The 24,234-nt window shown below is 67.6% G+C and carries 22 protein-coding genes; 3 read left to right on the top strand and 19 right to left on the bottom strand.

The features are described 5' to 3' along the window. Positions 1-96 precede the first annotated feature (96 nt). From FV242_RS07645 to FV242_RS07610, 8 genes are all read right to left on the bottom strand, one after another. On the bottom strand, positions 97-1,494 hold the full coding sequence (locus tag FV242_RS07645) for an NAD(P)(+) transhydrogenase (Re/Si-specific) subunit beta (protein WP_147906697.1): 1,398 nt from the start codon (positions 1,492-1,494) through the stop codon (positions 97-99). A 4-nt stretch (positions 1,495-1,498) separates the two neighbouring features. Continuing rightward, positions 1,499-1,954, bottom strand: coding sequence for a proton-translocating transhydrogenase family protein (locus FV242_RS07640; RefSeq protein ID WP_147906696.1), 456 nt, complete (start codon positions 1,952-1,954; stop codon positions 1,499-1,501). Positions 1,955-1,978: 24 nt separating this feature from the next. Then, a complete protein-coding gene (locus FV242_RS07635) occupies positions 1,979-3,208 on the bottom strand; it encodes a Re/Si-specific NAD(P)(+) transhydrogenase subunit alpha (RefSeq protein ID WP_147938511.1) in 1,230 nt (409 codons plus the stop codon). 188 nt (positions 3,209-3,396) lie between these two features. Further along, entirely contained in the window at positions 3,397-3,690 is a 294-nt protein-coding gene (locus tag FV242_RS07630) for an aa3-type cytochrome c oxidase subunit IV (RefSeq protein WP_147906694.1), read from the bottom strand. Between the two features lie 124 nt (positions 3,691-3,814). Then, positions 3,815-5,176 carry an AarF/ABC1/UbiB kinase family protein gene (locus tag FV242_RS07625; RefSeq protein ID WP_147938510.1) on the bottom strand — a complete coding sequence of 454 codons (1,362 nt, stop codon included), beginning with the start codon at positions 5,174-5,176 and terminating at the stop codon, positions 3,815-3,817. Between the two features lie 85 nt (positions 5,177-5,261). After that, positions 5,262-5,666 (bottom strand): type II toxin-antitoxin system death-on-curing family toxin, encoded by a 405-nt coding sequence (locus FV242_RS07620; protein ID WP_147938509.1) that lies wholly within the window; start codon positions 5,664-5,666, stop codon positions 5,262-5,264. Further along, positions 5,663-6,088, bottom strand: coding sequence for a hypothetical protein (locus FV242_RS07615; RefSeq protein WP_147855379.1), 426 nt, complete (start codon positions 6,086-6,088; stop codon positions 5,663-5,665). Before FV242_RS07615 ends, FV242_RS07620 begins: the two co-directional genes overlap by 4 nt. An 84-nt stretch (positions 6,089-6,172) precedes the next feature. Further along, entirely contained in the window at positions 6,173-8,035 is a 1,863-nt protein-coding gene (locus FV242_RS07610; protein WP_147938508.1) for a M3 family oligoendopeptidase, read from the bottom strand. 236 nt (positions 8,036-8,271) lie between these two features. On the opposite strand from FV242_RS07610, the gene FV242_RS07605 reads away from it, so the two are divergent. From FV242_RS07605 to FV242_RS07595, 3 genes are all read left to right on the top strand, one after another. Beyond that, on the top strand, positions 8,272-9,756 hold the full coding sequence (locus tag FV242_RS07605) for a sigma-54 dependent transcriptional regulator (protein WP_147906690.1): 1,485 nt from the start codon (positions 8,272-8,274) through the stop codon (positions 9,754-9,756). Positions 9,757-9,999: 243 nt separating this feature from the next. Then, the gene (locus FV242_RS07600) at positions 10,000-12,003 is read left to right on the top strand and encodes a murein L,D-transpeptidase (protein WP_147938507.1); all 2,004 of its coding nucleotides are present in this window, start codon (positions 10,000-10,002) and stop codon (positions 12,001-12,003) included. Positions 12,004-12,198: 195 nt separating this feature from the next. Beyond that, a complete protein-coding gene (locus tag FV242_RS07595; RefSeq protein ID WP_147938506.1) occupies positions 12,199-13,707 on the top strand; it encodes a DUF882 domain-containing protein in 1,509 nt (502 codons plus the stop codon). A gap of 27 nt (positions 13,708-13,734) precedes the next feature. Here the strand turns inward: FV242_RS07595 and FV242_RS07590 are convergent, their stop codons facing one another. The 11 genes from FV242_RS07590 to bchY form a co-directional block, all read right to left on the bottom strand. Beyond that, positions 13,735-13,986 (bottom strand): hypothetical protein, encoded by a 252-nt coding sequence (locus tag FV242_RS07590; protein WP_147855265.1) that lies wholly within the window; start codon positions 13,984-13,986, stop codon positions 13,735-13,737. Between the two features lie 204 nt (positions 13,987-14,190). After that, positions 14,191-16,881 carry a pyruvate, phosphate dikinase gene (ppdK, locus tag FV242_RS07585; protein WP_147938505.1) on the bottom strand — a complete coding sequence of 897 codons (2,691 nt, stop codon included), beginning with the start codon at positions 16,879-16,881 and terminating at the stop codon, positions 14,191-14,193. Positions 16,882-17,038: 157 nt separating this feature from the next. Beyond that, on the bottom strand, positions 17,039-17,191 hold the full coding sequence (locus FV242_RS07580; RefSeq protein ID WP_147855263.1) for a DUF3096 domain-containing protein: 153 nt from the start codon (positions 17,189-17,191) through the stop codon (positions 17,039-17,041). 118 nt (positions 17,192-17,309) lie between these two features. Then, the gene (gene pufC, locus FV242_RS07575) at positions 17,310-18,422 is read right to left on the bottom strand and encodes a photosynthetic reaction center cytochrome PufC (RefSeq protein WP_147906686.1); all 1,113 of its coding nucleotides are present in this window, start codon (positions 18,420-18,422) and stop codon (positions 17,310-17,312) included. 10 nt (positions 18,423-18,432) lie between these two features. Continuing rightward, the gene (gene pufM / locus FV242_RS07570) at positions 18,433-19,413 is read right to left on the bottom strand and encodes a photosynthetic reaction center subunit M (protein WP_147906685.1); all 981 of its coding nucleotides are present in this window, start codon (positions 19,411-19,413) and stop codon (positions 18,433-18,435) included. Between the two features lie 95 nt (positions 19,414-19,508). After that, positions 19,509-20,333 (bottom strand): photosynthetic reaction center subunit L, encoded by an 825-nt coding sequence (gene pufL / locus FV242_RS07565; protein WP_147855260.1) that lies wholly within the window; start codon positions 20,331-20,333, stop codon positions 19,509-19,511. A gap of 84 nt (positions 20,334-20,417) precedes the next feature. Then, the gene (pufA, locus tag FV242_RS07560; RefSeq protein ID WP_147906684.1) at positions 20,418-20,606 is read right to left on the bottom strand and encodes a light-harvesting antenna LH1, alpha subunit; all 189 of its coding nucleotides are present in this window, start codon (positions 20,604-20,606) and stop codon (positions 20,418-20,420) included. A gap of 10 nt (positions 20,607-20,616) precedes the next feature. Further along, positions 20,617-20,853 (bottom strand): light-harvesting antenna LH1, beta subunit, encoded by a 237-nt coding sequence (gene pufB / locus FV242_RS07555; RefSeq protein ID WP_147906683.1) that lies wholly within the window; start codon positions 20,851-20,853, stop codon positions 20,617-20,619. Between the two features lie 125 nt (positions 20,854-20,978). Continuing rightward, positions 20,979-21,200 (bottom strand): hypothetical protein, encoded by a 222-nt coding sequence (locus FV242_RS07550; protein ID WP_187193692.1) that lies wholly within the window; start codon positions 21,198-21,200, stop codon positions 20,979-20,981. Between the two features lie 35 nt (positions 21,201-21,235). Further along, the gene (gene bchZ / locus FV242_RS07545; RefSeq protein ID WP_147938504.1) at positions 21,236-22,702 is read right to left on the bottom strand and encodes a chlorophyllide a reductase subunit Z; all 1,467 of its coding nucleotides are present in this window, start codon (positions 22,700-22,702) and stop codon (positions 21,236-21,238) included. Beyond that, a complete protein-coding gene (bchY, locus tag FV242_RS07540) occupies positions 22,702-24,231 on the bottom strand; it encodes a chlorophyllide a reductase subunit Y (RefSeq protein ID WP_147938503.1) in 1,530 nt (509 codons plus the stop codon). The genes bchZ and bchY overlap by 1 nt, the downstream gene beginning before the upstream one ends. Between the last annotated feature and the right edge of the window lie 3 nt (positions 24,232-24,234).

Raw genomic sequence — 24,234 nt, 5'->3', positions numbered from 1 at the left:
CATCAGCAACAGCGGCCGCGATCGAACGGCGAGCCGGTACGACAAAGGGGCGCGCATCACTGCCCGCCCCTCGCCGAAACCACCCTGTAGAGGGCCTCAGAACGCCTTGAGGATGTTGTCGACCACCTTCTTGGCGTCGCCGAACAGCATCATGGTGTTGTCGCGGAAGAACACCTCGTTCTCGACGCCAGCATAGCCGGAGCCCATGCCGCGCTTGATGAACAGCACCGTCTTGGCCCGCTCCACGTCGAGGATGGGCATGCCGTAGATCGGCGAGGCTTTGTCGGTCTTCGCGGCCGGGTTGGTGACGTCGTTGGCGCCGATCACGAAGGCCACATCGGCCTGCGGGAACTCGCCGTTGATATCTTCCAGCTCGAACACCTCGTCGTAGGGCACGTTCGCCTCGGCGAGCAGCACGTTCATGTGGCCCGGCATACGGCCCGCCACCGGGTGGATGGCGTATTTCACATCGACGCCCTCCTTCTTCAGGAGGTCGGCCATCTCGCGCAAGCTGTGCTGCGCTTGCGCGACCGCCATCCCGTATCCCGGGACGATGATGACGCGCTCGGCGTTCTTCATGATGTAGGCGGCGTCGTCGGCCGAGCCCTGCTTGACCGGGCGGGTCTCGACCTGGCCCGGACCGGCTGCGGCGGTATCGCCGCCGAACCCGCCCAGGATGACCGAGATGAACGACCGGTTCATCGCGTGGCACATGATGTACGACAGGATCGCGCCCGAGGAGCCGACCAGGGCGCCGGTGATGATCAGCGCGAGGTTGCCGAGGGTGAAGCCGATGCCGGCCGCGGCCCAACCCGAGTAGGAATTGAGCATCGACACGACGACCGGCATGTCCGCGCCGCCGATCGGGATGATCAGCAGGCCGCCCAACGCGAAGGACAGCAGCACGATCAGCCAGAACACCGCCTTGCTCTCGTTGCCGATGAACAGGGCGATCAGCACCACCAGCGCCACCGCGATGCCGATGTTGATCAGGTGCCGCTGGGGCAGCATGATCGGCTTGCCTGACATCCGCCCGTCGAGCTTGGCGAAAGCGATGACCGAGCCGGTGAAGGTGATCGCTCCGATCGCGGCGCCGAGCGCCATCTCAAACAGCGACTGCTTGTGGATGTGGCCGTTCTCGAGGATGCCGACCGCCTGCGGCGCGTAGAGCGTCGCCGCAGCGCCCGCGACGGCGGCAAGGCCGACCAGCGAGTGGAACGCCGCCACGAGCTGCGGCATCGCCGTCATCGGGACGCGCTTGGCGATGACCGCGCCCGCGCCGCCGCCGATGCCAATGCCGAGGATCACGAGGATCCAGGCGCCGAAGCCCGCGGGCGGATGGCCGATCAGCGTGGTGAGCACGGCAAGCGCCATGCCGATCATGCCGTAGAGGTTACCCTGCCGGGACGTGGTCGGGTGCGAGAGCCCCCGCAACGCCATGATGAACAGGACGCCGGAGACGATGTAGAGAAGGGCGGAGACGTTCTGGGACATCGTCTCAGGCCTTCTTCTTGTACATGCCGAGCATGCGCTGGGTCACGAGGAAGCCACCGAAGATATTCACGCTGGCCAGCACGATGCCGATGAATCCGAAGGCACGGGCCCAGCCGGTGCCTTTCTCCAGGAGCGGCACGCCCGCCGCCAACAGCGCACCGACGATGATCACCGACGAGATCGCGTTGGTGACCGACATCAGCGGGGTGTGCAGCGCCGGGGTCACCGACCAGACGACGTAGTAGCCGACGAGAATCGCCAGCACGAAGATGGCGAACTGGAAGACGAAGGGGTCCACGGCGCCGCCGGTGGCGGCGCTGATCCCGTGGCCCATCCCGGCCGCGATGGCCTGGGCTTGGTCAGCGGCGTTGCGGGCGACATCGGCGGCTGCACGCGCCGCGTCGGCCAGGACGCGGGTCTGATCAGCGGCCTGATCGGGAGGGACAACAAGGTTTGCCATACTGCTTCTCCTCGCGATCGGTCTTCAGCGGGCGTCGGATGGGGCCGGGGCGGGCTCGGCCTTACCCGTTTCCGACTTGGCCAGACCCACGGCCGCAGCCTCCGAGGCCGGTCCGTCGGTCTTGGCCTGGAACGAGGCGTGGACCACGGAACCGTCACGCGTCAGGTTGGTGGCCTTCACCAACTCGTCGTCCCAGTTGATCGCCAGAGCCTTCGACTCCTTGTCGATCAAGGTCTCGACGAAGGCGTAGAGGTTGCGTGCGTAGAGACTCGACGCCGTGGCGGCGAGGCGCCCCGGCACGTTGGTGTGGCCGACGATCTTCACGCCGCGATCGGTCACCACGACCTCGCCCGGTTTGGCGCCCGCTACGTTGCCGCCGCGTTCGACCGCCAGATCGATGAGGACCGAGCCCGGCTTCATCGAGGCGACCATGTCCTCGGAGACCAGCTTCGGGGCCGGACGGCCCGGGATCAGCGCGGTGGTGATGACGATATCCTGCTTGGCGATGTGGCCTTTCACCAGCTCGGCCTGCTTGGCCTGGTAGCCCGCCGACATCTCCTTGGCGTAGCCGCCTGCGGTCTCGGCCTGCTTGAACTCGTCGTCCTCGACCGCGACGAACTTGGCTCCGAGCGACTCGACCTGTTCCTTGGTGGCGGGGCGCACGTCGGTGGCGGTCACCACCGCGCCCAGACGCCGGGCCGTGGCGATCGCCTGGAGGCCGGCGACGCCGACGCCCATGATGAACACGCGGGCCGCAGGCACGGTGCCGGCCGCGGTCATCATCATCGGCATAGCGCGGCCGTATTCGGCGGCGCCGTCGACGACTGCGCGATAACCGGCAAGGTTCGCCTGCGAGGACAGTACGTCCATCACCTGCGCGCGGGTGATGCGGGGCATCAGCTCCATGGCGAATCCCGAGACGCCGGCATCGGCCATCGCCTTCAGCGCGGCCTCGTTGCCGTAGGGATCCATGATCGCGACCACGGTGGCGCCGCGCTTGAGCATCGACAGCTCGTCTTCGGCCGGCCGCCGAACCTTCAGGACGAGGTCGGCATCCCGTGCCGCGTCTGCGGCACTGCCAGCGATCTCGGCCCCGGCCGCCTCGTACTCGGAATCCAGGACTCCGGCCTTCTGCCCGGCCCCCGCCTGCACGGTGATGTCGACACCGAGCGCCTTGAACTTTTTGACGGTCTCCGGGACCGCGGCCACCCGCGGCTCCGCAGAGTCCGTCTCAGACAGCACAGCGATGCGCATGCGAGGCTTCCCCTGGATAAGCTTGGCCTCCCGAATGCGCGAACCGGCACGGCTTTTCGAGACGCGAAAGAAGATTGCGCTGATGGAATAAGTGGGAATGTAACCCGCGGCCTGCCGACGAGACGGCCGCGCTTCAACGCGTCATCAGACAGCTCGTCCGATGGGGCGAGCCGTTATCTTTTGCGAACTCAGGCGAAGGCCAGGTAGAGGAACAGGAGAATCGCCACCACGAGGGGGCCGCGCCAGCCGATCGCGGGGGCAAGCGCCCCAACGGCGCCGGCCACGCCCGACACGATCACGCTGAGAATCGCCAGCAGCCAAGCTTCGCGGATACCGCCCACTGCAAGGGCCAGCACCCAGCAGATCACCACCCCGGTACCGATCTCGACGAAGCGAACGAAGCCGCGATAGGTCTGCTCGTGGGTGCTTGCGTCCATCGCCGGGCTGTAGGTGTGCCCGCCCACCGTCTCACTCTCGGCCATCGTGCGCTCGTTTCCCTTGGATGCGACTTCTTGTGGTCGCATTGGGATGTAGCTCAAGCGTTTTCCTGCCGCAATCGGACGCACGCAAGTTGATTGGCCCCTCGGTGGACTCCCGTGGAGCCAACTAGGCCGGCATCGGCAATCCGGCCTGGGTCAGGATCTGAGCCTGCCGCTGCGCCAGCTCCTCCAGCGAGAAATGCTCGATCTCGGCCTCGAACAGCTGGTGATAGTTCAGCTCCGAGCGAAGATGGAGGAACACCGCGCCGAGGCCCACGGCGGCGCGGTCCATGAACACGAATTCCTGCGGCACCGTCACCGGACCCCGCTCCTTCAGCGCCTGGTGGACCTGGAACGCCTGGCGCCGGCCGTATTCACCCGGCTTGACCCCATCGGCCACGGTGCGGGTGCGATCCTCCAGGAGCGGGCCGTAGATGAACCGCGCCCAGATGTTCAGGATCTCGATCTTTTCCTTGTCGAGGTTCTTGAAGCCCCAAACCTCGTAGGCGTGGACGATTCGGGCGGCGTCATCCTCCAACAGGCCCCGATACAGATCGACGACGCCGCCGACGAAGCGGGGATGGAAGATCCGCACGCAGCCGTAATCCAGCAGGTTGATGCCGGCCGCCTCACCGCCCTCGGAGAAGACGGTGTAGTTGCCGAGATGCGGGTCGCCGTGGATGACGGCCGCGCGGCTGAACGGATGCCACCACGCCTTGAACATCGACTGCGCGATGCGGTTGCGGACCTCGACGGGCTCCTCGGCAAAGCTCAGGATCTTGTCGCCGTCGAGCCAGCTGAGGGTGAGCAGGCGCTTGGTCGACAGGTCCGGATAGACCCGCGGTACGCGCACCGCGTCGATATCCTTGAGGACCTCGCCGTAGAGGCTGGCGTGCTTCGCCTCGTGCTCGTAATCGAGTTCCTCGCGGACCCGGGCGCCGATTTCCTTGGCGATCTCGCGGGTATCGAGCCAGCTGTTCATGCGCCGGTGGAGCGCGAAGGCGATCTCGAGTTGCTTGAGATCGGCCTCCACGGCCGATTGCATGTCGGGATACTGGAGCTTGCAGGCCAGCAGCTCGCCGTCCGTCGTCGTCGCCCGGTGTACCTGACCCAGCGAGGCGGCGGCTGCGGGCTTCAGGTCGAAGCTGCCGAAACGACCCTGCCAGGCGATGCCCAGCTCGGATTGCATCCGGCGCTTCACGAACGCAGCGCCCATGGGCGGCGCGTCGGCCTGTAGCTTTTGGAGCTCCGCCGCGTATTCGGGTGGCAGCAGGTCGGGAATGGTGGCCAGAAGCTGCGCCACCTTCATGATCGGGCCCTTCAGCCCGCCGAGAGCCTGCGCCAGGGCCGCTGCGCTGGTCGTCCCCTCCTTGCCGAACAGCCGGGACATCGCCATCCGGGCGGCGACGCCACCGACATTGGCGCCGACGCTGGCGTAGCGCCCGGCGCGGGCGGAAAAGCGATTGGCTTCGCGGTCGGTCTCGGCCATTGTCCAGGATCTTCCTCGGTGCAGGTCCGGACATAAGCCTTCGGGGCCGGCGCGCCAGAGCGCCGGGTCGCTGCGCCGCGGCGTCTCAAGTGGCCGGCCAGTTATCCCGGATCCAACGGGTCAGGCCGGATTCGTCGATTTCGCCCGCCGCGAGGCCGAGGATAATGGCGGTCGCTTCCGCTTGGTCCGGAGCAAACCGCACATTGTTCAGCAGTAAGAAGCCGAGCATCGCCAAGAACCCGGCGCGCTTGTTACCATCGACGAACGGATGATTGCGGACGATGCCGAAAGTATAGGCTGCAGCAAGTTCTGGAAGCTTCGTACCTTCGTAGCGCCACCGGTTGATCGGTCGGCCCAATGCAGATTCGAGTGCGCCTGGATCCCGAATCCCGGACGCCCCGCCGAAGATGCGGAGCTGTTTCGCGTGTGCGTTGATGACGTCAGCGGTCGTCAACCATTCCGGTTCGTCATCGGTCCGATTCTCGATCATTTCGCCAACTCGGCGAGAGTGTTCCGGTAGCGATCCATGATGTCATCCATGATCGCTGCCACCTTCTCGGCGTGGCTTCCGTTTGGCTCAGCGGGCATCTCCCAGATCGTGCCGGACTTGACGAATTTCGCTTTCCGGACGCGGCCACGGCGCTTTTCGCCACGCGCGTCCCGGGCGATGCGGAATCCTCGTGCCGTTAGTAGATCGCCGATCAATGCGCCGGTCGATTGGATCGCGTGATTACGTGTCGCCGGATCAAAACTTTCGATGATCGGCTCGATGTCCCAAACCACCGCCTGCACGGCCGGGATCTCCAGGCGGCTCAGCAGTTCGTATTGCGGGATTTTTTCGGGACCGGTCAGGATCCTCCTGATGGCGGCGGCTTCGGGACGGTCGAAGAAGGCGGCATGACTTGCGTTCATGAGAATCTCCTAGAGACTCATGTAACGGCTTAGCGGCGTCAGTCAACGTTGCGCAGCGCGACGTTGACTGACGCCGCTAGGCAATCAGTCCATCCCTTCCAGCTCGACGATCATCCCTTCGATCATCCCGAGCCCGATCTGCCAGAAACCCGGGTCCCGGGCGTCCAGGCCGAATGGTGCGAGCAACTCGCCATAGGGCTTCGAGCCGCCGGCTGCGAGCAACGCGAAGTAGCGGTCCACGAAGCCGGATTCGGCCTTCGCGTAGACTCCGTAGAGCGAGTTCACGAGGCAGTCGCCGAACGCGTAGGCGTAGACGTAGAACGGCGAGTGGATGAAGTGGGGGATATAGGCCCAGAACGGCTCGTAGCCGGCATCGAGGGTGATGGCCGGCCCCAGCGATTCCGCCTGGACCGAGAGCCAGAGGGCGTTGATCTGGTCGCTGGTCAATTCCCCCTTGGCGCGGGCGAGGTGGACCTTCCGCTCAAACGAGTAGAACGCGATCTGGCGCACCACCGTGTTGATCATGTCCTCGACCTTCGCGGCAAGCATGGCCCGGCGCTGCGTCGTGTCAGTGGTCTCGGCCAGCAGCTTGCGGAAGGTCAGCATCTCGCCGAACACGCTGGCCGTCTCGGCGAGGGTCAAGGGCGTTGGTGCCATCAGGGCGCCGTTCGGACCGGCCAGCACCTGATGGACGCCGTGACCGAGTTCGTGGGCGAGCGTCATCACGTCCCGCGGTTTTCCCTGATAGTTCACGAGGACGTAGGGGTGCACAGAGGGCACGGTCGGGTGCGCGAAGGCGCCCGGCGCCTTGCCGGGCCGCGTCGGCGCGTCGATCCAGCGCTCGTCGAAGAACCGCTTCGCGATCCCGGCCATCTTCGGCGAGAACGCGTCGTAGGCCGACAGCACGGTGTCGCGCGCCTCCGTCCAGGGAATCGTACGCTGCTCGACCTTCGGGAGCGGCGCGTTGCGGTCCCAGTAGGGCAGCGCATCCTGGCCGAACCACTTGGCCTTGAGCCGATAGTAGCGGTGCGAGAGGCGCGGATAGGCCGCCTGCACGGCGTCGACCAGGGCGGCGACCACCTCGGGCTCCACCCGGTTGGCGAGGTGGCGCGCATCGGCGACGTCCTTGAACCCGCGCCAGCGGTCGGAGATCTCCTTATCCTTCGCGAGGGTGTTGGTGATCAGCGTGAAGACACGGAGATTGCCACGCAGAACCTCGCTGATCGCGCCCGCGGCCTCGCGGCGCACGGCGCCGTCCGGATCCTGCAGCCTGTTGAGCGTCGGTTCGAGCGGCATCTGCTCGCCCTGGACGGTGAAGCGCAGGGCCGCGATCGTCTCGTTGAAGAGCCGGTCCCAGGCGGCGTTGGCCGTGACCGACTTCTCGAGGAACAGCTTCTCGGTGCGGTCGTCGAGCTGGTGCGGCTTCTCGCGCCGCAGATCCTCGATCCAGGGCGCGTAATGCGCCAGCGGTCCCTGGGACATCGCGGCATCCATCACCGCATCGTCGACCCGGTTCAGTTCAAGGGCGAAGAACAGCAGGTCGGCCGAGGCATCGGTCAGGCGCTCGCGGGTGTCTCCGTAGAACTTGGCCCGCGCCTCGTCGGTCGTGTCCCCGGAATAGATCAGGCCGGCGAACGACATCAGCTTGCCGAGCAGATCCTCGATACCCTCGTACGCCTGAACCGCCTCGACGAGGCGGTCGGACGCATTCGGCGCAGCGGCCAGCTCGACGATCCGGCCGGCATAGCGCTCTGAAAATCCGCGGCACATCTCCTCGGCTCGGACCATGTCGGCTGCGAATTCCGGGGCATCGAGACCGGAATAGAGGTCCGACAGGTCCCATTCCGGGAGATGGCCGAGGTCGACGGCCTTGGCGGCGGCGCGTGCGGCGCTCACGCCCTCCGGCAGACGGACGTTCACCGGCGAAGCGGTGGTGCTCGGCATCATATCTCGCGATCCTCTTGGGGGCTCAGCCTCGTACCGTGATATCGAGCGCGCGGCCACGCGTTCAACGGCACGGGTCGCCCCGACGCGATGACGACCGAATGCAAACGTCGTTAAGCGCCACTTTACGTCTCTCCGGCACTCTACGGTTCGAAACGAAACAGTCGCCGACTCGGGCGGTGCGGTGCGGGCCTGTCCCGAGCCGTGTCCAGGCCTGACTCGCCGATCAGGGAGCCGCCATGTCCACCACCGTTCTCATCGTGGACGACGATCCGGTTCAGCGGCGCCTCGCCGAGGCGGCGGTGCGCCGGTTCGGTTTCAACGCGCGCGTGGTCGAGACCGGTGCCGACGCGCTGACCGTGCTGAAGACCGAAGGTGCGGACGTGGTCCTCCTCGACCTGGTGATGCCGGGTCTCGACGGGCTCGGCGTGCTCGCCGAGATGCGCAGCAGCGGGCTCGACACGCCCGTCATCGTGCAGACCTCGAACGGCTCGATCGACGCCGTGGTCAACGCCATGCGGGCGGGCGCCGTCGACTTCGTGGTCAAGCCGGCCGGGGCCGAGCGCCTCCAAGTCTCGATCAAGAACGCCCTGCGGGTGGACGTGCTGGAGGAGGAGGTGCGCCGCATGCGCCGCCGCGCCTCCGGGGCGCTGACCTTCAAGGACCTGACATCCAAGAGCCCCGACATGGAGCGGGTCATCCGCCTCGCCGAGCGCGCGGCCAAATCGAACATCCCGGTTCTGATCGAAGGCGAGTCCGGCGTCGGCAAGGAGGTGCTGGCGCGGGCGATCCAGGGGTCGGGCGACCGGCGCGGCAAGGCGTTCGTCACCGTCAATTGCGGTGCCATCCCGGAAAACCTCGTCGAGTCGACCTTGTTCGGGCACGAGAAAGGCGCCTTCACGGGCGCCACCGAAAAGCATGCCGGCAAGTTCGTCGAGGCGTCGGGGGGGACCCTGTTCCTCGACGAGATCGGCGAATTGCCCCTCGACGCACAGGTCAAGCTGCTGCGCGCGCTTCAGGAAGGCGAGGTCGACCCGGTGGGCGGCAAGCGCTCCGTGCGCGTCGACATCCGCCTCGTCTCCGCCACGAACCGCTCGCTGCTCGACCTCGTGAAGCAGGGCAAGTTCCGCGAAGACCTCTATTACCGCCTCAACGTCTTCCCCATGACGCTGCCGCCCCTGCGCGCCCGACGTGAGGACATCCCGGATCTGGTGCGCTCGTTCTGCGCCCGGTTCTCAGCCGAGGAGGGCAAGCGGGTCCGTGCGGTCACCCCGGAGGCGATGGCGCTGCTCACCCGCTATCCTTGGCCCGGCAACGTCCGCCAGTTGGAGAACGCCCTGTTCCGCGCCGTGGTGCTTGCCGATTGCGACGAACTGACCGTGGCCGAGTTCCCGCAGATCGCCGCGCAGGTCGAAGGTTTCGACGTCCGCATCCCGGCAGCGCCCACCCAGCCGCAGATGCCGGCCTACGCCCCCGAGCCGGTGCGCGAGATCGTCCGGGTCGAGGTCCGCGACCCGCATGCCATGTCGCTGGTCACCGAAGAGACCGGCGAGATGAAGACCATGGATGTGCTGGAGGCCGAGATCATCCGCTTCGCGCTGCAATTCTATCGGCAGCGCATGTCCGAAGTGTCCCGCCGCCTCGGAATTGGCCGATCCACCCTCTACCGCAAGCTGAAGGACCTCGGTCTGGAAGGCGACGAGAAGACCGAGGACGCCGCCTGACCCGCGCTGGGTGCGCTAGCGCACTGCGCGGTTCCTGGAGCGACGGCCGGACGAACGACTTCCCGGCTCGGTCGAACCCATGAGCGTGACCAAGCGACACCATGTCGTTTGCTATTCCAACCAGATGTCACGACGCAGAAACTGAAGACTAGACGACGAAGACTGCAGTTGCTCAACGCCACGCTTGAGCGGATAATCACAATCTGAGCGTGCGGCCCTGCCGCCGCGTCCCGGGAGATCACGATGCGCGTCCCGCGCTCCAGCCTCGTCGCGCTGGCCGCCCTACTGACCGGATCGCTGGCATCGGCTGGCGCGCTCGGCGCCGAGACGGTTGCGCTGGACCCGCAGGTCCTCGGCACGCCTGCGCACCCGGTCGAGCCCGCGCAAGCGGCACCGACCGGCTCCGATCCAGTGTCGACCGCCCTGCCCGATTACAAGCCCGAGGCGCCGAAGCCCGAACCGGCTCCGGCGCCGGTGGTGACGGCGCCCGTTGCGCCGGCCGATCCGCTCGGCGCCGCGATCTACGCAAGGTTCGCCGACACCGCACCGCTGCTGCTTCGCCTCACCGGCAAGGACCGTGAGGGGATCCGCGCGTTCTACGAGGCGCGGGCCGACAAGCCGCTCTGGATCGCCGACGGGGGCTGGACCGAGGCGGCCAAATTGGTTTCGGCGCGCCTTGCCGCTGCCGCTGAGGACGGGCTCGACGCCAGGGCCTACACGGTCCCCACCCTTGCCGGAACGCCCGACGCGAAGGCGGTGGCCGATGCCGATCTCCGGCTTTCGGCGGCGGCTCTGCTGTACGCCAAGGACGCCCGGGGCGGCCGCATCAACCTCGCCTCGATCTCTCGTCTCATCACCCCGCAGCTCGATCTGCCCGATGCCAGCGCGGTGCTGACCAAGCTGTCCGAGGCGGGCTCCAAGGCTGGCGAGGCCCTTGAGGCGTACAATCCCTCCACGGCCGGCTATCAGGCTCTCAAGACACGACTCGCCACGCTGCGCGGGCCAGCCCCCACGGCTGTGAAGCCGTTGCGCCTGGCCCCGGGGCCGGCCCTTAAAACCGGCATGCGGGATCCGCGCGTGCCGCTTCTGCGTACCTATTTCGCTCTCGAGACGCGCCCGCCCGGGACGCTCGACCGGGCGCCGGGCGAGCCGGAGGAGTATGATGCGGCGGTGGCCGATGCGGTGGCGAAGTTCCAGCGCGGCCGCGGCCTGCCGGGGAACGGCGTGCTGAACGTGCAGACCGTCCTGGCGCTCGCCGATGCCGGCCGGCCTGCTCGCGCGAGCGGCGGCGAGGCCGAGGTGATCGTCAACATGGAGCGTTGGCGCTGGCTGCCGGGCGACCTCGGCCCCGACTACATCCTGGTCAACATCCCGGAATACCGCCTGCGTGCCTATCGGGGCGGCAGCCTGCGCGACGAGGCCCGCGTGATCGTGGGCAAGCCGGAATCGCGCACGCCGCTCTTTTCCGGGTTGATGGAATACGCGGTGGTGAACCCGTCGTGGTACGTGCCGCCCTCGATCCTGAAGACCATGGCGCCGAAGCTCGCAGGTTACGGCGGCAAGACCTGGGGCGGATACGAGGTGGTGCGCCACGGCGGCCACATCTCGCTGCGTCAGCCCCCGGGCGAGCGCAACGCGCTCGGCTTCATCAAGTTCATGTTCCCGAACCAGCACGCGGTCTACCTGCACGACACGCCGAACCGGTCGCTGTTCTCCGCGGCGAAGCGTGATTTCAGCCATGGCTGCGTCCGCGTCGACGACCCCTTCCGCTTGGCCGACGCCGTGCTGCCGGACTGGTCCGAGGCGCGGCTCAAGAAGCTGATCGGCAAGGGCGAGCGCACGATCCGGCTGCCCGCGAAGCTGCCGGTGCATCTGGCCTACTTCACCGCCTACGTGGACGACGGCGGCACGTTCCGCACCCTCCCCGATCTCTACGGGTACGACGCGCCGATGCGCGCCGCGCTCGGCCTGCCCGGTGGCGGCGGACCTGCGATCGCCAAGCTCCCGGAGGAGAAGGCGCGCAGGAAGCCCGAGGCCGCGCCGGTGGCCCAGGCCCATCCGGCCCCGCGCCGTGAGGCCGCGCGCGCCCGCCGCTACTCCGACGTTCAGCCCAGCGACCGTTACGACGACTATGATTCGCCGCGTCGGAGCGTGCGCCGGGCCGCCCGCGCGGACGGTGCGCCGGAATACGGGGAGCCCGGGCTGTGGACGCCCGCCCCCGCGCCTGTGTCGCGGGGCTGGTGGTAGGCGCGCCACCGAACCGCGCCTTCAACTCACAGGTGCGCGGCCGCACAGCCGGGCACGATTTCGCCACGGTCCAGCCTTAGCCGTTCCCATCGCAGACTCGGCGAAGGGAAGCGATGTCGGCCGTCACCGGCCAGCCGCCGCGACCAGACATCCGCCGAGCACCCTATGCGGGTTCGGGAGAGGATCAGGACCACCGTGCCGAGCCTTCGCAGAACCGCCCGACACCTCGTCCTCGCCTTGTGCGGCACGGCCCTCGGCTTAATCGCCGGAACGGTCGAGACCGAGAACGCGGTGGCCAACGGCGATACCCGCACGCTCACGATCTACCACACGCATACCAAGGAGAGCGCGACCATCACGTTCAAGCGCGATGGTCGGTACGACCGCGCGGCCCTTGAGCAAATGAACTGGCTCCTGCGCGATTGGCGCGTCAACGAGCCGATCAAGATGGACCCGCGCCTGTTCGACACGGTCTGGGAGGCCTACCGGCAGGTCGGCGCGACCCAGCCGATCCACGTCGTCTCGGCCTATCGCTCGCCCGGCACCAACGCGATGCTGCGCCGCCGCTCCCGGATGGTCGCCGAGTTCAGCCAGCACATGCTCGGCAAGGCGATGGACTTCTACCTGCCTGAAGTCTCGATCGACCGGATTCGAGAAGTCGGGCTGCAGATGCAGCGCGGCGGCGTCGGCTGGTATCCGCATGCCGGCACGCCCTTCGTCCATCTCGACGTCGGCTCCGTGCGGATGTGGCCGCGCATGACCCACGACCAGCTCGCCCGTCTGTTCCCGGACGGCAAGACCGTCCACCTCGCGAGCGACAACCGCCCGTTCCCACGCTACGAGGAGGCGAAAGCCGAGATCCTGGCGCGCGGCGGCACCGTTGCCGGCCTCACCACCCAGATGGCGAGCGGCGAGGAGGAAGACGGGCCGGGCCTGTTCGGCTTCCTGGCGAGCCTGTTCGGTGGCGGCTCCTCCACACCGGAGCCAGTCGCGCCACCGCCGCCGGCACCCGTTGCGAAGAGAGGCCGCCAGGCCCCCGTCGTCGCGGTGGCCAGCGCAGATCCGCAGGATCCGGTCGGCACCCGCGCCGCCCTCGCCTACGCCGCACCGAACGCAGACGACACGCTTCGCAACACGCTCACCCGCCAGGACCAGGCCAGGACCGCTGTAAGCCCGCCGGTAGATGCCCGGGCCCTGCTCACCGTGGAGAAGCCGTCTACGGGCGCCGACGAGGCCGTGGCGGGGATTCTCGCACCCCTGCCGCCGCGCCGGCCCTCCGGGTTCGCCGTCGTGGCCGCGGCCGCCATCACCATGCCGTTGCCGCCGCCGCGTCCTATTCAGTTCGCCTCGCTCGCGGGCGGCATGGCCAACCTGTCGGCTCCGACCGCAACGCGGGCTCTGGCAAAGGATGCTGCCGTCGAGCCGGCCCCGCGGCGCCCCCTGGTGGCGGCCGATGCAGACGCGAAGGCGCAGTTGCGCTCCCTGTTCGAGGCGGCGTCCACCGGTCCGGTCACCGCGCCGGCAAGCCGCAACGCCCCGGTTCGCGTCGCAGCCACGCGTCTACGCGAGGCCGCTCCGGATGCAGTCGTGGCGGCAAGGCCGGGACCGGTGGCGACCAAATTCAGCGCGAAGAGCCCCGGCGACGAACTCACGGCGGCGCGGTTCACCGGCTCCGCTACGCGCACGACGGCCGGAACGCGCTGAGACCGGGATGGGTGGAAAAGCCTGAGCTCAGCGCAACGGCTTCGAGAGGTTGATCGCCAGGGCGGAGACCAGGGTCGCGGCGTAGCCGTCGTCCTGCGTGTCGGCGATACGCTCGGCCTCGCCGCCGCTATTGGCCGCGACCGACATCATCAGCATCACGGCGGTGGTGATCGCCCCGAGGCCGGCGACCGTGGCGACGTAGGCCCGCACGGCCGCCCGCGGGACGGGAGCCGCCTGGCCGGCGTCGACGTAGAGCGAAGGTGGGCTGCGGGGAATCATGGCTGGTGATTCTGGCGCCTGACACTGGGCCCGGCACGGAGCGATGTGCATCACGCGCGACCGGCCGGATCAATTAGTAAACGTGCCGTTCTAGGCCCGGTTCAACAGCCGCAAACGCTTTTTCAACAGTGTTTCATCGGTCCTGGTTGACGGCCGGTATCGACGGCGGCGACCCGCCCCCGATACCGGCCGCGGATAGCCGGCTTAGCCTTCCTTGCCTTGCACCTTGCAGAGGGCTGCCTGGGCCGCCGCGAGGCGGGCGATCGGCACCCGGTAGGGCGAGCAGGAGACGTAATCGAGCCCGACCTCCTGGCAGAAGCCGATCGACGCCGGGTCGCCGCCATGCTCGCCGCAGATCCCGAGCTTGATGTCCGGACGCGTGGCCCGGCCGCGCTCGACGCCGATGCGGACCAGCTCGCCCACGCCCTCCTGGTCGATGGTGATGAACGGGTCGGCCGCCAGGATGCCCTTCTGTGTGTAGGGACCCAGGAAGGTCGCCGCGTCGTCGCGGGAGATGCCGAGCGCCGTCTGGGTCAGGTCGTTGGTGCCGAACGAGAAGAACTCGGCGGTCTGGGCGATCTCACCGGCCTTGAGTGCCGCCCGCGGCAGCTCGATCATGGTGCCGACCTGGTAGTCCAGGGTGGCGCCCTTCTCCTCGGACACCGCCTTGGCCATGGCGTCGATCCGCGCCTTCACGATGTCGAACTCCATGCGGGTGAACACCAGCGGCACCATCACCTCGGGGGTGACGGGGCTGCCGGTATCGGCGGCGGCCTGCACGGCGGCCTCGAAGATCGCACGGGCCTGCATCTCCGCGATCTCCGGGAAGGCGATCGCCAGGCGGCAGCCGCGGAAGCCGAGCATCGGGTTGTGCTCGGACAATTCCCGCATCCTGTGGCGGATCTTGTCCTCCGATACGCCGGTCGCCTTCACGACCTCGGCGACCTCGGCATCGGTATGCGGCAGGAACTCGTGCAGCGGCGGATCAAGCAGGCGGATGGTCACCGGCAGGCCGGACATGATCGTGAACAGCTCGACGAAGTCCTGGCGCTGATAGGGCAGGATCTTCGCGAGCGCCGTCCGGCGGCCCTCGGCGTCGTCGGCCAGGATCATCTCGCGGACCGCGATGATGCGGTCGCCCTCGAAGAACATGTGCTCGGTGCGGCACAGGCCGATTCCTTCCGCGCCGAAATTCCGCGCGGTGCGGGCGTCGGTCGGCGTGTCGGCGTTGGCCCGCACCTTCATGCCGCGGAACTGGTCGGCCCATTCCATCAGGGTCGCGAAGTCGCCCGACAGCTCGGGCTCCAGCATCTTCACCTCGCCCTGGATCACCTGGCCGGTGGAGCCATCGATGGTGATCCGGTCGCCGGCCTTGAGGGTGGCGTCGCCGACCTTCATGGTCTGGGCCTTGTAGTCGATCCGGATCGAGCCGACGCCGGAGACGCAGGGCTTGCCCATGCCGCGGGCGACCACCGCCGCGTGGCTGGTCATGCCGCCGCGGGTGGTCAGGATACCCTCGGCGGCGTGCATGCCGTGGATGTCCTCGGGCGAGGTCTCGATGCGCACGAGGATGCACTTGCGCTCGGCCTTGCGCAGGGCCTCGGCGTCCTCGGAGTTGAACACGATCTCGCCGGTGGCCGCCCCGGGGGAAGCCGGCAGGCCGGAGGCGATGACCTTGCGGTCCGCCTTGGGGTCGATCGTCGGGTGCAGCAGCTGGTCGAGGGCGGAGGGCTCGACCCGGCCGATCGCCTCCTCGCGGGAGATCAGCCCCTCGCCGGCCAGATCCACGGCGATGCGCAGGGCCGCCTTGGCCGTGCGCTTGCCGTTGCGGGTCTGGAGCATCCAGAGCTTACCCTTCTCGATGGTGAACTCCATGTCCTGCATGTCGCGGTAATGCGCTTCCAAGATCCCGTAGATCCGTGTCAGCTCCGCGTAGCTCTCGGGCATGGCCTTCTCCATGGAAGGCTTGTCGCTCTCGGCCTCGATCCGGGCCTTTTCCGTGATATTCTGCGGGGTGCGGATGCCCGCGACCACGTCTTCACCCTGGGCGTTGATCAGGAACTCGCCGTAGAGCGCCTTCTCGCCGGTGGAGGGATTGCGCGTGAAGGCGACGCCGGTGGCCGAGGTGTCGCCCATGTTGCCGAACACCATGGCCTGGACGTTGACGGCCGTGCCCCAGCTTTCCGGGATGCTGTTCAGCTCGCGGTACTTCTTGGCCCGCGGGATCATCCAGGAGTTGAACACCGCGCTGATCGCCCCCCAGAGCTGGTCCTCGGCGACCTGCGGGAAGTCGGAGCCGTGCTCGTCGCGGACGATCTTCTTGTAGGTCTGGATCAGGGTCTTCCAGTCCTCGGCGCCGAGCTCCGTGTCGAGGTCGTAGCCCTTGCCTTCCTTGTAGTGCTCCAGCGCCTCCTCGAAGGCGTGATGCTCAACGCCGAGCACGACGTTCGAGTACATAGTAATGAAGCGGCGGTAGGAATCGTAGGCAAAGCGCTCGTCGTCGGCCTCCTTGGCCAGCGCCAGCACGGTCTGGTCGTTGAGGCCGAGGTTCAGCACCGTATCCATCATGCCCGGCATCGAAGCGCGGGCGCCGGAGCGGACCGAGACCAACAGGGGGTTCGCTGCGTCGCCGAACTTACGCCCGGTGAGGGTGCCGATCTGGTTCAGCGCGGCGGCGACCTGCTCCTTCAGCTCCGGCGGATAGGCCTTGCCGTTGTCGTAGTAGGACGTGCAGACCTCGGTCGTGATGGTGAAGCCGGGGGGGACGGGCAGGCCGAGGTTGCACATCTCGGCCAGGTTGGCGCCCTTGCCGCCGAGGAGGTCGCGCATCTGCGACTTGCCCTCCGCCTTGCCGTCGCCGAAGGCGTAGACCCACTTCGCGCTGCCGGTCGCCATGTCGAACCCGTCCGTGTCTGATGCCCGGCACAGGCCGAGCTGATGGGCGCGGGTTGGACCATCCCGCAACGCAACGCAAGATGAACGCATTGCGGGCTTGTGCGCGCACGACTGACGCGCAGCGAAGTCTGTCAGGAATCGCGTGTGCAGACCGGCTTTACGAGAAGCCGCGCAGCAGGCCGAGACCAATCACGCCGACGACGATCAGGTAGATCGCCACGATGTAATTGAGCAGACGCGGCGCGATCAGGATCAGGATGCCGGCCAGGATCGCGATGATCGGCTGAAGGTTTGAGATGGTGATCGTCACGGGCGCCTCCAGGGGCCGAGCTCGGCCGTACACAATCGACGTCCCTACAGCGCGGCGGTTCCCTGTAGCTGGAGCGCGACGAAGCGCCGGATCGTCTCCGGCGCCTCGTGCGGTCGTGTCAGGGCTTCGACGGCTTCAGGGCCGGCGTATTGGTACCCGGGATCGGATCCTTCGCCTCGCCGGTGGGCAGGCTCGCCTCGATGGTCGGATGCGAGAGTTCCGGATAGGGGCCGATCACGTTGGCTCCGTTGAGCGGCTTGTTGGCGCCGTTGTGGCAGGTGGCGCAGTTGATTTTCGGCACGTCACCCATCGCGCCGAGCCTGTTGCGCGGGAAGGTCGAGGTCAGCGGTTCCATGAAGTCCTGGTTCAGGTCCCGCACCATGCGGATGCCATACCAGGCATGGACCCGGTTGGGCGTGCTGGTGTCCCATTGCGCAACCGACCGGGTGTTGTGGCAGAAGGTGCAGTTCACGCCGAGCGATTGCGACATGCTGATCATGATCGCGAAGGTCTTCTCCGCGTCCTGGATCGGCTTGCCTTTGGTCACGGGCAGCACCGTGGTGCCGTTGACCCGCACCGCGTCCTCGGACGTGTCCTTGTGCTGGTAGAACGCCTGGTAGACGTCGTAGGGCAGCGAAGTGTTGCCAACCTCCGCGGACGCCATGTTCTGGCTGTTGTTGCGCGGGATGAACCGGCCCTCGCCCTGGACGGGACGGTCGAACCAGATGTTGGCCGGAACCGGATTGCCCCGGTGGCAGGTGTAGCAGGTCACGCCCGCCTCGTGGACGTGGTTCTCCTTCCAGGACGTATTGATCGTCTGGGTCATCTGCAGCATCCGACGGGCGACCCGCTTCTGGTACAACTCGTCGGAGGCCATGTTCTCGGTGCTATGGCAGTAGGTGCAGCCCTGCTGGGGCGCCACCCACTCGGTGATCGACACCATCAGCCGGTTGAACTGCTCGGCCGAGAGATCGCCCAGGACCTGCACGTTCTCGTAGACCGCCGAGGCCTTGTCGCCGCCGGCCTCGGCCGGGTCGGCGGGGGCCGGGGCGACGTTGGCCGCCGCGAGCGCCTCGTTGCCGGCCCGGGTGCGGATCAGGTCCATGCCGGTGCCGCGGAAGCCGGTCTGCTTGGCCGCCATGGGGGGGTGGGTCCAGCCCGCGCCCCCGAACATCGCGATGGTGAGGAACAGGGCGAGGGCCCCGCCGACCACCGCCAGAATCGTCTTCATGACGGCCTCCTCACGGCTTCATGCCGGGTGCGAGATGGGCGGGGTCGACGATCGGGCCGTAGACCTGCGGATAGGACGGGGCGACGCCGTGCTTGACGGCCCAGAGATACCAGTTGTCGACCACGGTGCCTGTGAGCAGGATCCCGATCCCGCCGGTCAGCGTCGTCAGCACCGCGAACCACCAGGCCCAGCGGTGGATCGATTCCATCGTGGCGTTGAAACCCATGGTCCAGCGCCAGAACAGGGCGGCGCGCTCGGTGGCGGTGCCGCGATCGACGATCTGGTCGATCTCACGGTCGGCACCGTAGCGGGAGCAGGCCAGGATGGTGCCCCCGTGCATCGCGAACAGCAGCGTCGATCCGTACAGGAACGTGATCGAGAGCATGTGGAACGGGTTGTAGAACAGGTTGCCGTAGCGGAGCGAGAACGCCGCGGTCCAATCGAGGTGGGGGAAGATCCCGAACGGCACCGCCTCGGACCAGGAGCCCATCAAGAGCGGCCGGATGAAGCCGAGCACGAGGTAGAGCCAGATCGCCGAGGCGAACGCCCACGGCACGTGGGTGCCCAGCCCGAGCGCCCGCGCCCGGCGGTAGAGGTGGACCCACCACAGCAGGATCGAGGCGGTGAGGAAGAAACCGGCGATCAGCCACCAGCCGCCCTCGTTGAGCGGCGGCAGGACCTTGAGCCCGTATTTCGGCAGTGGCGGTTCCAGGGCGAGCCAGGGCAATTGCCGCACGAACTGAACCGGATCCCAGTTCACCGAGGCCCACATGTTCAGCCCGATGATCTCGAAGGCGATCAGCCCGCAGACCATCGACAGCGCCGCGACGTAGCCGATGTAGATCGGACCGACCTGGCTGTTGCCCAGCAAGCCGAACAGGTAGCTGTTGAACGGCTTGCCGACCCGCTCGTTCGAACTCACCGGGACGCCGTTCTCCGGCTCCAGCGGGCGCACCTGAACCTGTGTGAAAATATTTTGGTAATAGGTCATCGCCCGCCCTCCCCCCGGTGGGCCGCATGGTTCATGCGGAGCCGGCCTGGATCATTGGTATCGGTTCGCCCGATTCTCGGCGGGCGACGGGAATCTCAGCGCCAGACCGGCAGGTTGAGCCACCAGCCCCACCATTGCGGCCAGCCCTGCGTCCAGAACGGCCCGCTGATCACGATGCAGACCGCGCTCCAGAAGCCCGCGGACAACGCCAGGAACAAGCCGAGGCGGTGGATGCCCAGCGTGCCGATCGAGTAGCCGATCGTGTCGCGGAAGAACGTGTCCTCATGCTCGGGGGTCTTCACGGTCTCGCCCTTCTTCGGGTTGGTCGCCGAGAGGATGAGGCCGCCGTGCATGGCGAGCGCCAAGGTGGTCGTGAAGAAGAAGGTCACGGCCAGCATATGCGCGGGATTATAATGGAAGTGTAGGTACTGATATCCGGTGTTCGACACCCAATCGAGGTGACTGAGGATGCCGTACGGGAACCCATAGCCCCAGGCGCCCATCAGGAACGGCCGGACCACGACGAGGGTGAAGTAGGCGAAGATCGCCATGCCGAAGGCCGCCGGCACGTGGTAGCCGATGCCGAGCTTCCGGCAGATCTCGACCTCGCGCATCATCCAGGAGACGAACGACCCGAGCGCGCAGAACGTGATGATCTGCCAGAGGCCTCCCTCTTTCAGCGGCGCGAGCTTCAGCCCGTAACTGATGTCGGGCGGCGCGATGTTGATCTGCCAGACGTTCCAGGTCGGCCCGATCGCTGCGCCGTAGATCACCAGCGCGGTGCCGAGCACCGTGAAGAACAGCCCGGTGACGCCGAAGAATCCGACGAAGAACGGCCCGACCCAGAAGTCGAACAGGTCGCCGCCGAGCAGCGTACCGCCCCGGATCCTGTACTTTCGCTCAAAGCTCAGCATCGCCATGGCGGACACTCCTCAGCCCGGCCGCAATTTTTTGGGATTTTTTGGACCGCGGCCCCTTGGAGCCGCGGTCCCGGCCAGCCTGGGTCAGGCGGGCATGCTGGGCAGCACGAGCGTGATGTTGCTCGCCGCCTTGTTCTGCCGCGGACCTTCCAGCCAGTTGAACCGGTCGGTCGAGAGCAGGATGAAGTGGATCAGCAGCGCCAGGATGAAGAGGAAGGTGAACAGAGCCACCAGCGTGCGCCGCGGATCGAACAGCAACCAAACCTTATGCATGCGATCCTCCTCAGCCGATCATCGTGACGAAGGCGCGGGCCGCATCGGTGACGCCTTCGAGAGAGGCGTAGCCTTGCGGTCCGGGAAGCCACGGACGCCACATCCACACGAGGATGTGGGCGACCACGGCGATCGCCGTGAAGATGAGGAAGCTCGTCAGGAAGATCGCGTGGAACTCCTTGGCTTCCGGTTCCGTCAGCCCGGACAGGCTGCTCGGTCTTTCTGTTGCAACGGGTCCACCGGCCATCGTTCAGACCTCCGTGTGTTGGCCGCACTCCTTGCGAAGGGCGACGGGTGCTGCCGTGGTGCTCAAGGCGGTCACGGCTTGACCTCCCCCCGCGTCACCGGACGGAAGCGTCTCGATCAGGGCGTTCAGCCCATGAAGGCAAAGGGGATCGCCTGAACGGCCATGGCGCGCGCCTCGCCGAAGACGGAGCGGCGCGCCGGCGCGAACGCGGGGCGCGAGGCCCCATGGGCCGGCCGGACGCGGTTGAAGGCGGCGGCGGCGAGGAAGCACGGGTAGGTCACGGCCAGGATCAGCCGGAACTGCAGCGCCTCTTGGTGCAGGCGCGCGGTCGGGACCATCGTACGCATCGTCAGGTCTCCTCTCAGGGGAACGGAAAGGCGGCTCATGCGGGGATTCCCCCGGCAAGGTCTGCGCGCGCGCGCGCCACGTGGGCGGGGGCGACGGCGGTGGATTCAGCGGTGCGTGCGGCGCGCTCGGCGGCGTCGCGAAGGCGTTTGGCGGCGGAGATACGGGCCAGAACGGGCTGCGCCTCGACCAGCTCGTCGAGGGCGGCGCGCGCCGCCTCGTCCCACGGCAGCTCGCGATGGATGCGGGCCGGTGTGGCCTCGACCTTGTCCATGTCGCGGGCGAGCGGCAGGATGTGGAAGAGGGTATCGAACAGCGCGTTGCAGACTTCCTGGACCAGATAGGTCGCCCCGGCGTAGCCCATGAACGGCGTGCCGGTATGCCGCCGGATGATGGCGCCGGGGAACGAGGCCGGGATGTAGGTGGCCCGGGCGCCGCATTCGGCGAGGTACATCCGCTCGTTGAACGAGCCGAACAGCACGAGCGGCGTCTTCTCCGCGACGGCCTTTCGCACGGCCTCGTTGTCGGGCTTCTGCCCTGCCGACCGGCTGAAGGCGAAGTTGCAGGGCAGGCCCATCTCGTCTTCGAGGAAGTGCCGGACGCCGCGGGCGTAGGTCTCGGTTGCGGCGATGCCGAAGCTGGCCGTGCCGAAGAAATCCTGCGTGACCGAGCGCCACAGATCCCAGACCGGCTTGATCGTGGTGTGGCGCTCGCGCTCGATGAATGGCTCCGGGTCGAGCCCGAGGATCGCACCGAGCGAGCGGAGGAACTTTGTGGTCGATAGAATGCCGATGGGTGCCTGCAGGTAGGGCCGCTCCAGATCCTCGCAGAGGAGACGGCCGAACTCGCGGTAAAGACAGATATTGGCGTCGGCGTTGACGAGCTTGGGCACGTCCGCGAGGTGCGAACCCAGCGGGAAGGTCAGGTTCACGTCGGCCCCGATCCCTTCCACCAGGCGCCGGATCTCGGCGAGGTCGGAGGGCATGTTGAAGGTGCCGTAGGCCGGCCCGATGATGTTCACCCGCGGGCGCTCGCCGGGCTTCTTCTCGGGGCGCACCGGAATGCCTTTCTTGGCGAATCTCTTCGCTCCGTATTCCTGCCAGAGCCAGCGAATGGCGCGGTCGGCCGCCTGCCACTGGTCCTCGTCGATGGTGCGCGGCAGGAAGCGCTGGAGGCCGGTGCCCTCGGGCGTCACGCCGCCGCCGATCATCTCGGCGATCGAGCCGGTGACCACCACGCTGGGCTGGCCCGGATCGAGGGTGGCGTGGGCGCGCTTCATCGCGCCCTCCGTGCCGTGGCGCCCGAGCTCTTCCTCGGCGAGGCCCGTGACGACGATCGGCAGCTCGTGCGGCGGCAGCGCGTCGGTGTAATGCAGCACCGAGGTCACCGGCAGGTTCTCGCAGCCGACCGGGCCGTCGATGACGACCTGCAGGCCCTTGATCGCCGTGAAGACGTAGACGGCGCCCCAGTAGCCCCCGGCCCTGTCGTGATCGAGGATCAGCATTACACCATCTCCCCGATCGGCTTCATCGGGCCTTCGATCTTCGGACCCTGCCGCCGCTGCGGCGTGTCCTGCCAGACGCCGGCGGAGAAGCCGGTGCCGACGCCCTCGAAGAAGTCGCGCATGGCATCGAAGCGGGGCTTGTTGGCCAGCGCGGCGTTGATCACCCGCGCCAGGGAGCCGGCTCCTGCCGCGCCCATGAGCGGGCGCGCCGAGATCAGGTTGGTGAAGTAAAGGGCGGGCGTGCCGCGCTCCTTGGCCTTCTGCACCACCGGCGTCGTGCCGATGGCCAGGTCTGGCTTCAGCGCGTCGAGGGCATAGAGGTCGTCCTCGAGGGAGGCCCGATAGCGAACTTGGGTACCGCGGGCTTCCAGCCAGTCGCGATCGGCCTCGGACCACGGCGTGCGCGGACAGGCGGTGCCGACATACGGCACCTCGGCCCCGCTCTCGATGAGGAGCCGTGCCACCAGCAGTTCCGAACCCTCGTAGCCCGAGAGCGTGATCCGGCCCTTGATCGGCATTGCGGCAAGCGCGCCGCGGATGCCGGGCAGGAGCTGGTTCTTGGCCGCCTCGACGGTGGCCCGGGCGACGCCGCAGGCCTCACCGATCCGGTCGAGCCAGTCGGCGGTGCCGTCGACACCGACCGGCGCGGAGCCGATGACCGGCCGGCCCGCCGCTTCGAACTCCCGGATCGAGGCGGTGTAGAACGGGTGGATCGCGGCGACCGCGGCGCAATCCAAGGCGGCGTAGAGTTCGCGCCATTCGCGGGTGGGGACCACCGGCCCGGCCGCGAGGCCAAGAGGCTCCAATAGCCCGGCGATCACCACCGGGTCGGCCGGGAAGATCTCGCCGAGCAGCGCCACGCTCGGGCGTTCCGACCGGCCGCCGCGCGGGGTCGCGACCGGACCCTGCTCAGCCTCGGTGCGGGCGACCTTCAGCATCGCGCCCGCGAGCACGTCCTTGGCCTCGGCATGGGTCGGAACCCCGAAGCCCGGGACGTCGATGCCGATCACCCGGACGCCGTCGATCTCCTTCGGCAACAGGCGGAGGGGGACGCCGGAGGCGGTGGGCACGCAGAGGTTGATGACGACCACGGCGTCGTAATCCGCGGGCTTGGCCGTGGCGAACACCGCATCGCGGATGTCCTCGAACAGCTTGCCGGTGACCAGCGTCTCCGAGTTGAACGGCACGTAGCCGACGCTGCGCCTGGCACCGTAGAAGTGCGACGTGAAGGTCAATCCGTAGACGCAGCAGGCCGACCCGGACAGGATCGTGGCGGTGCGCCGCATGCGCAGGCCGACGCGGAGCGAGCCGAAGGCCGGACACATGCTCTGCGGCTGATCGTGCGGACCTTGCGGATAATCCTCTCGCAGCTGCGCGAGCGTGTCCGACATGCCGGCTGCCTCGGCGGCCGCCCGCATCGCGTCCTTGCCGGCATGGCAGCCGAGCCCGTCGCCCTGGGTGGCCGCGAGGTCGACGGGTGCGGATGCCTTGCGGGCGCGCAGATCGGCGATATCGAGGGAGACGGCCATGCC

The organism is Methylobacterium sp. WL64, from assembly GCF_008039945.1.
GTDB lineage: Bacteria > Pseudomonadota > Alphaproteobacteria > Rhizobiales > Beijerinckiaceae > Methylobacterium.
This window is presented reverse-complemented; position numbering and strand designations above follow the sequence as displayed.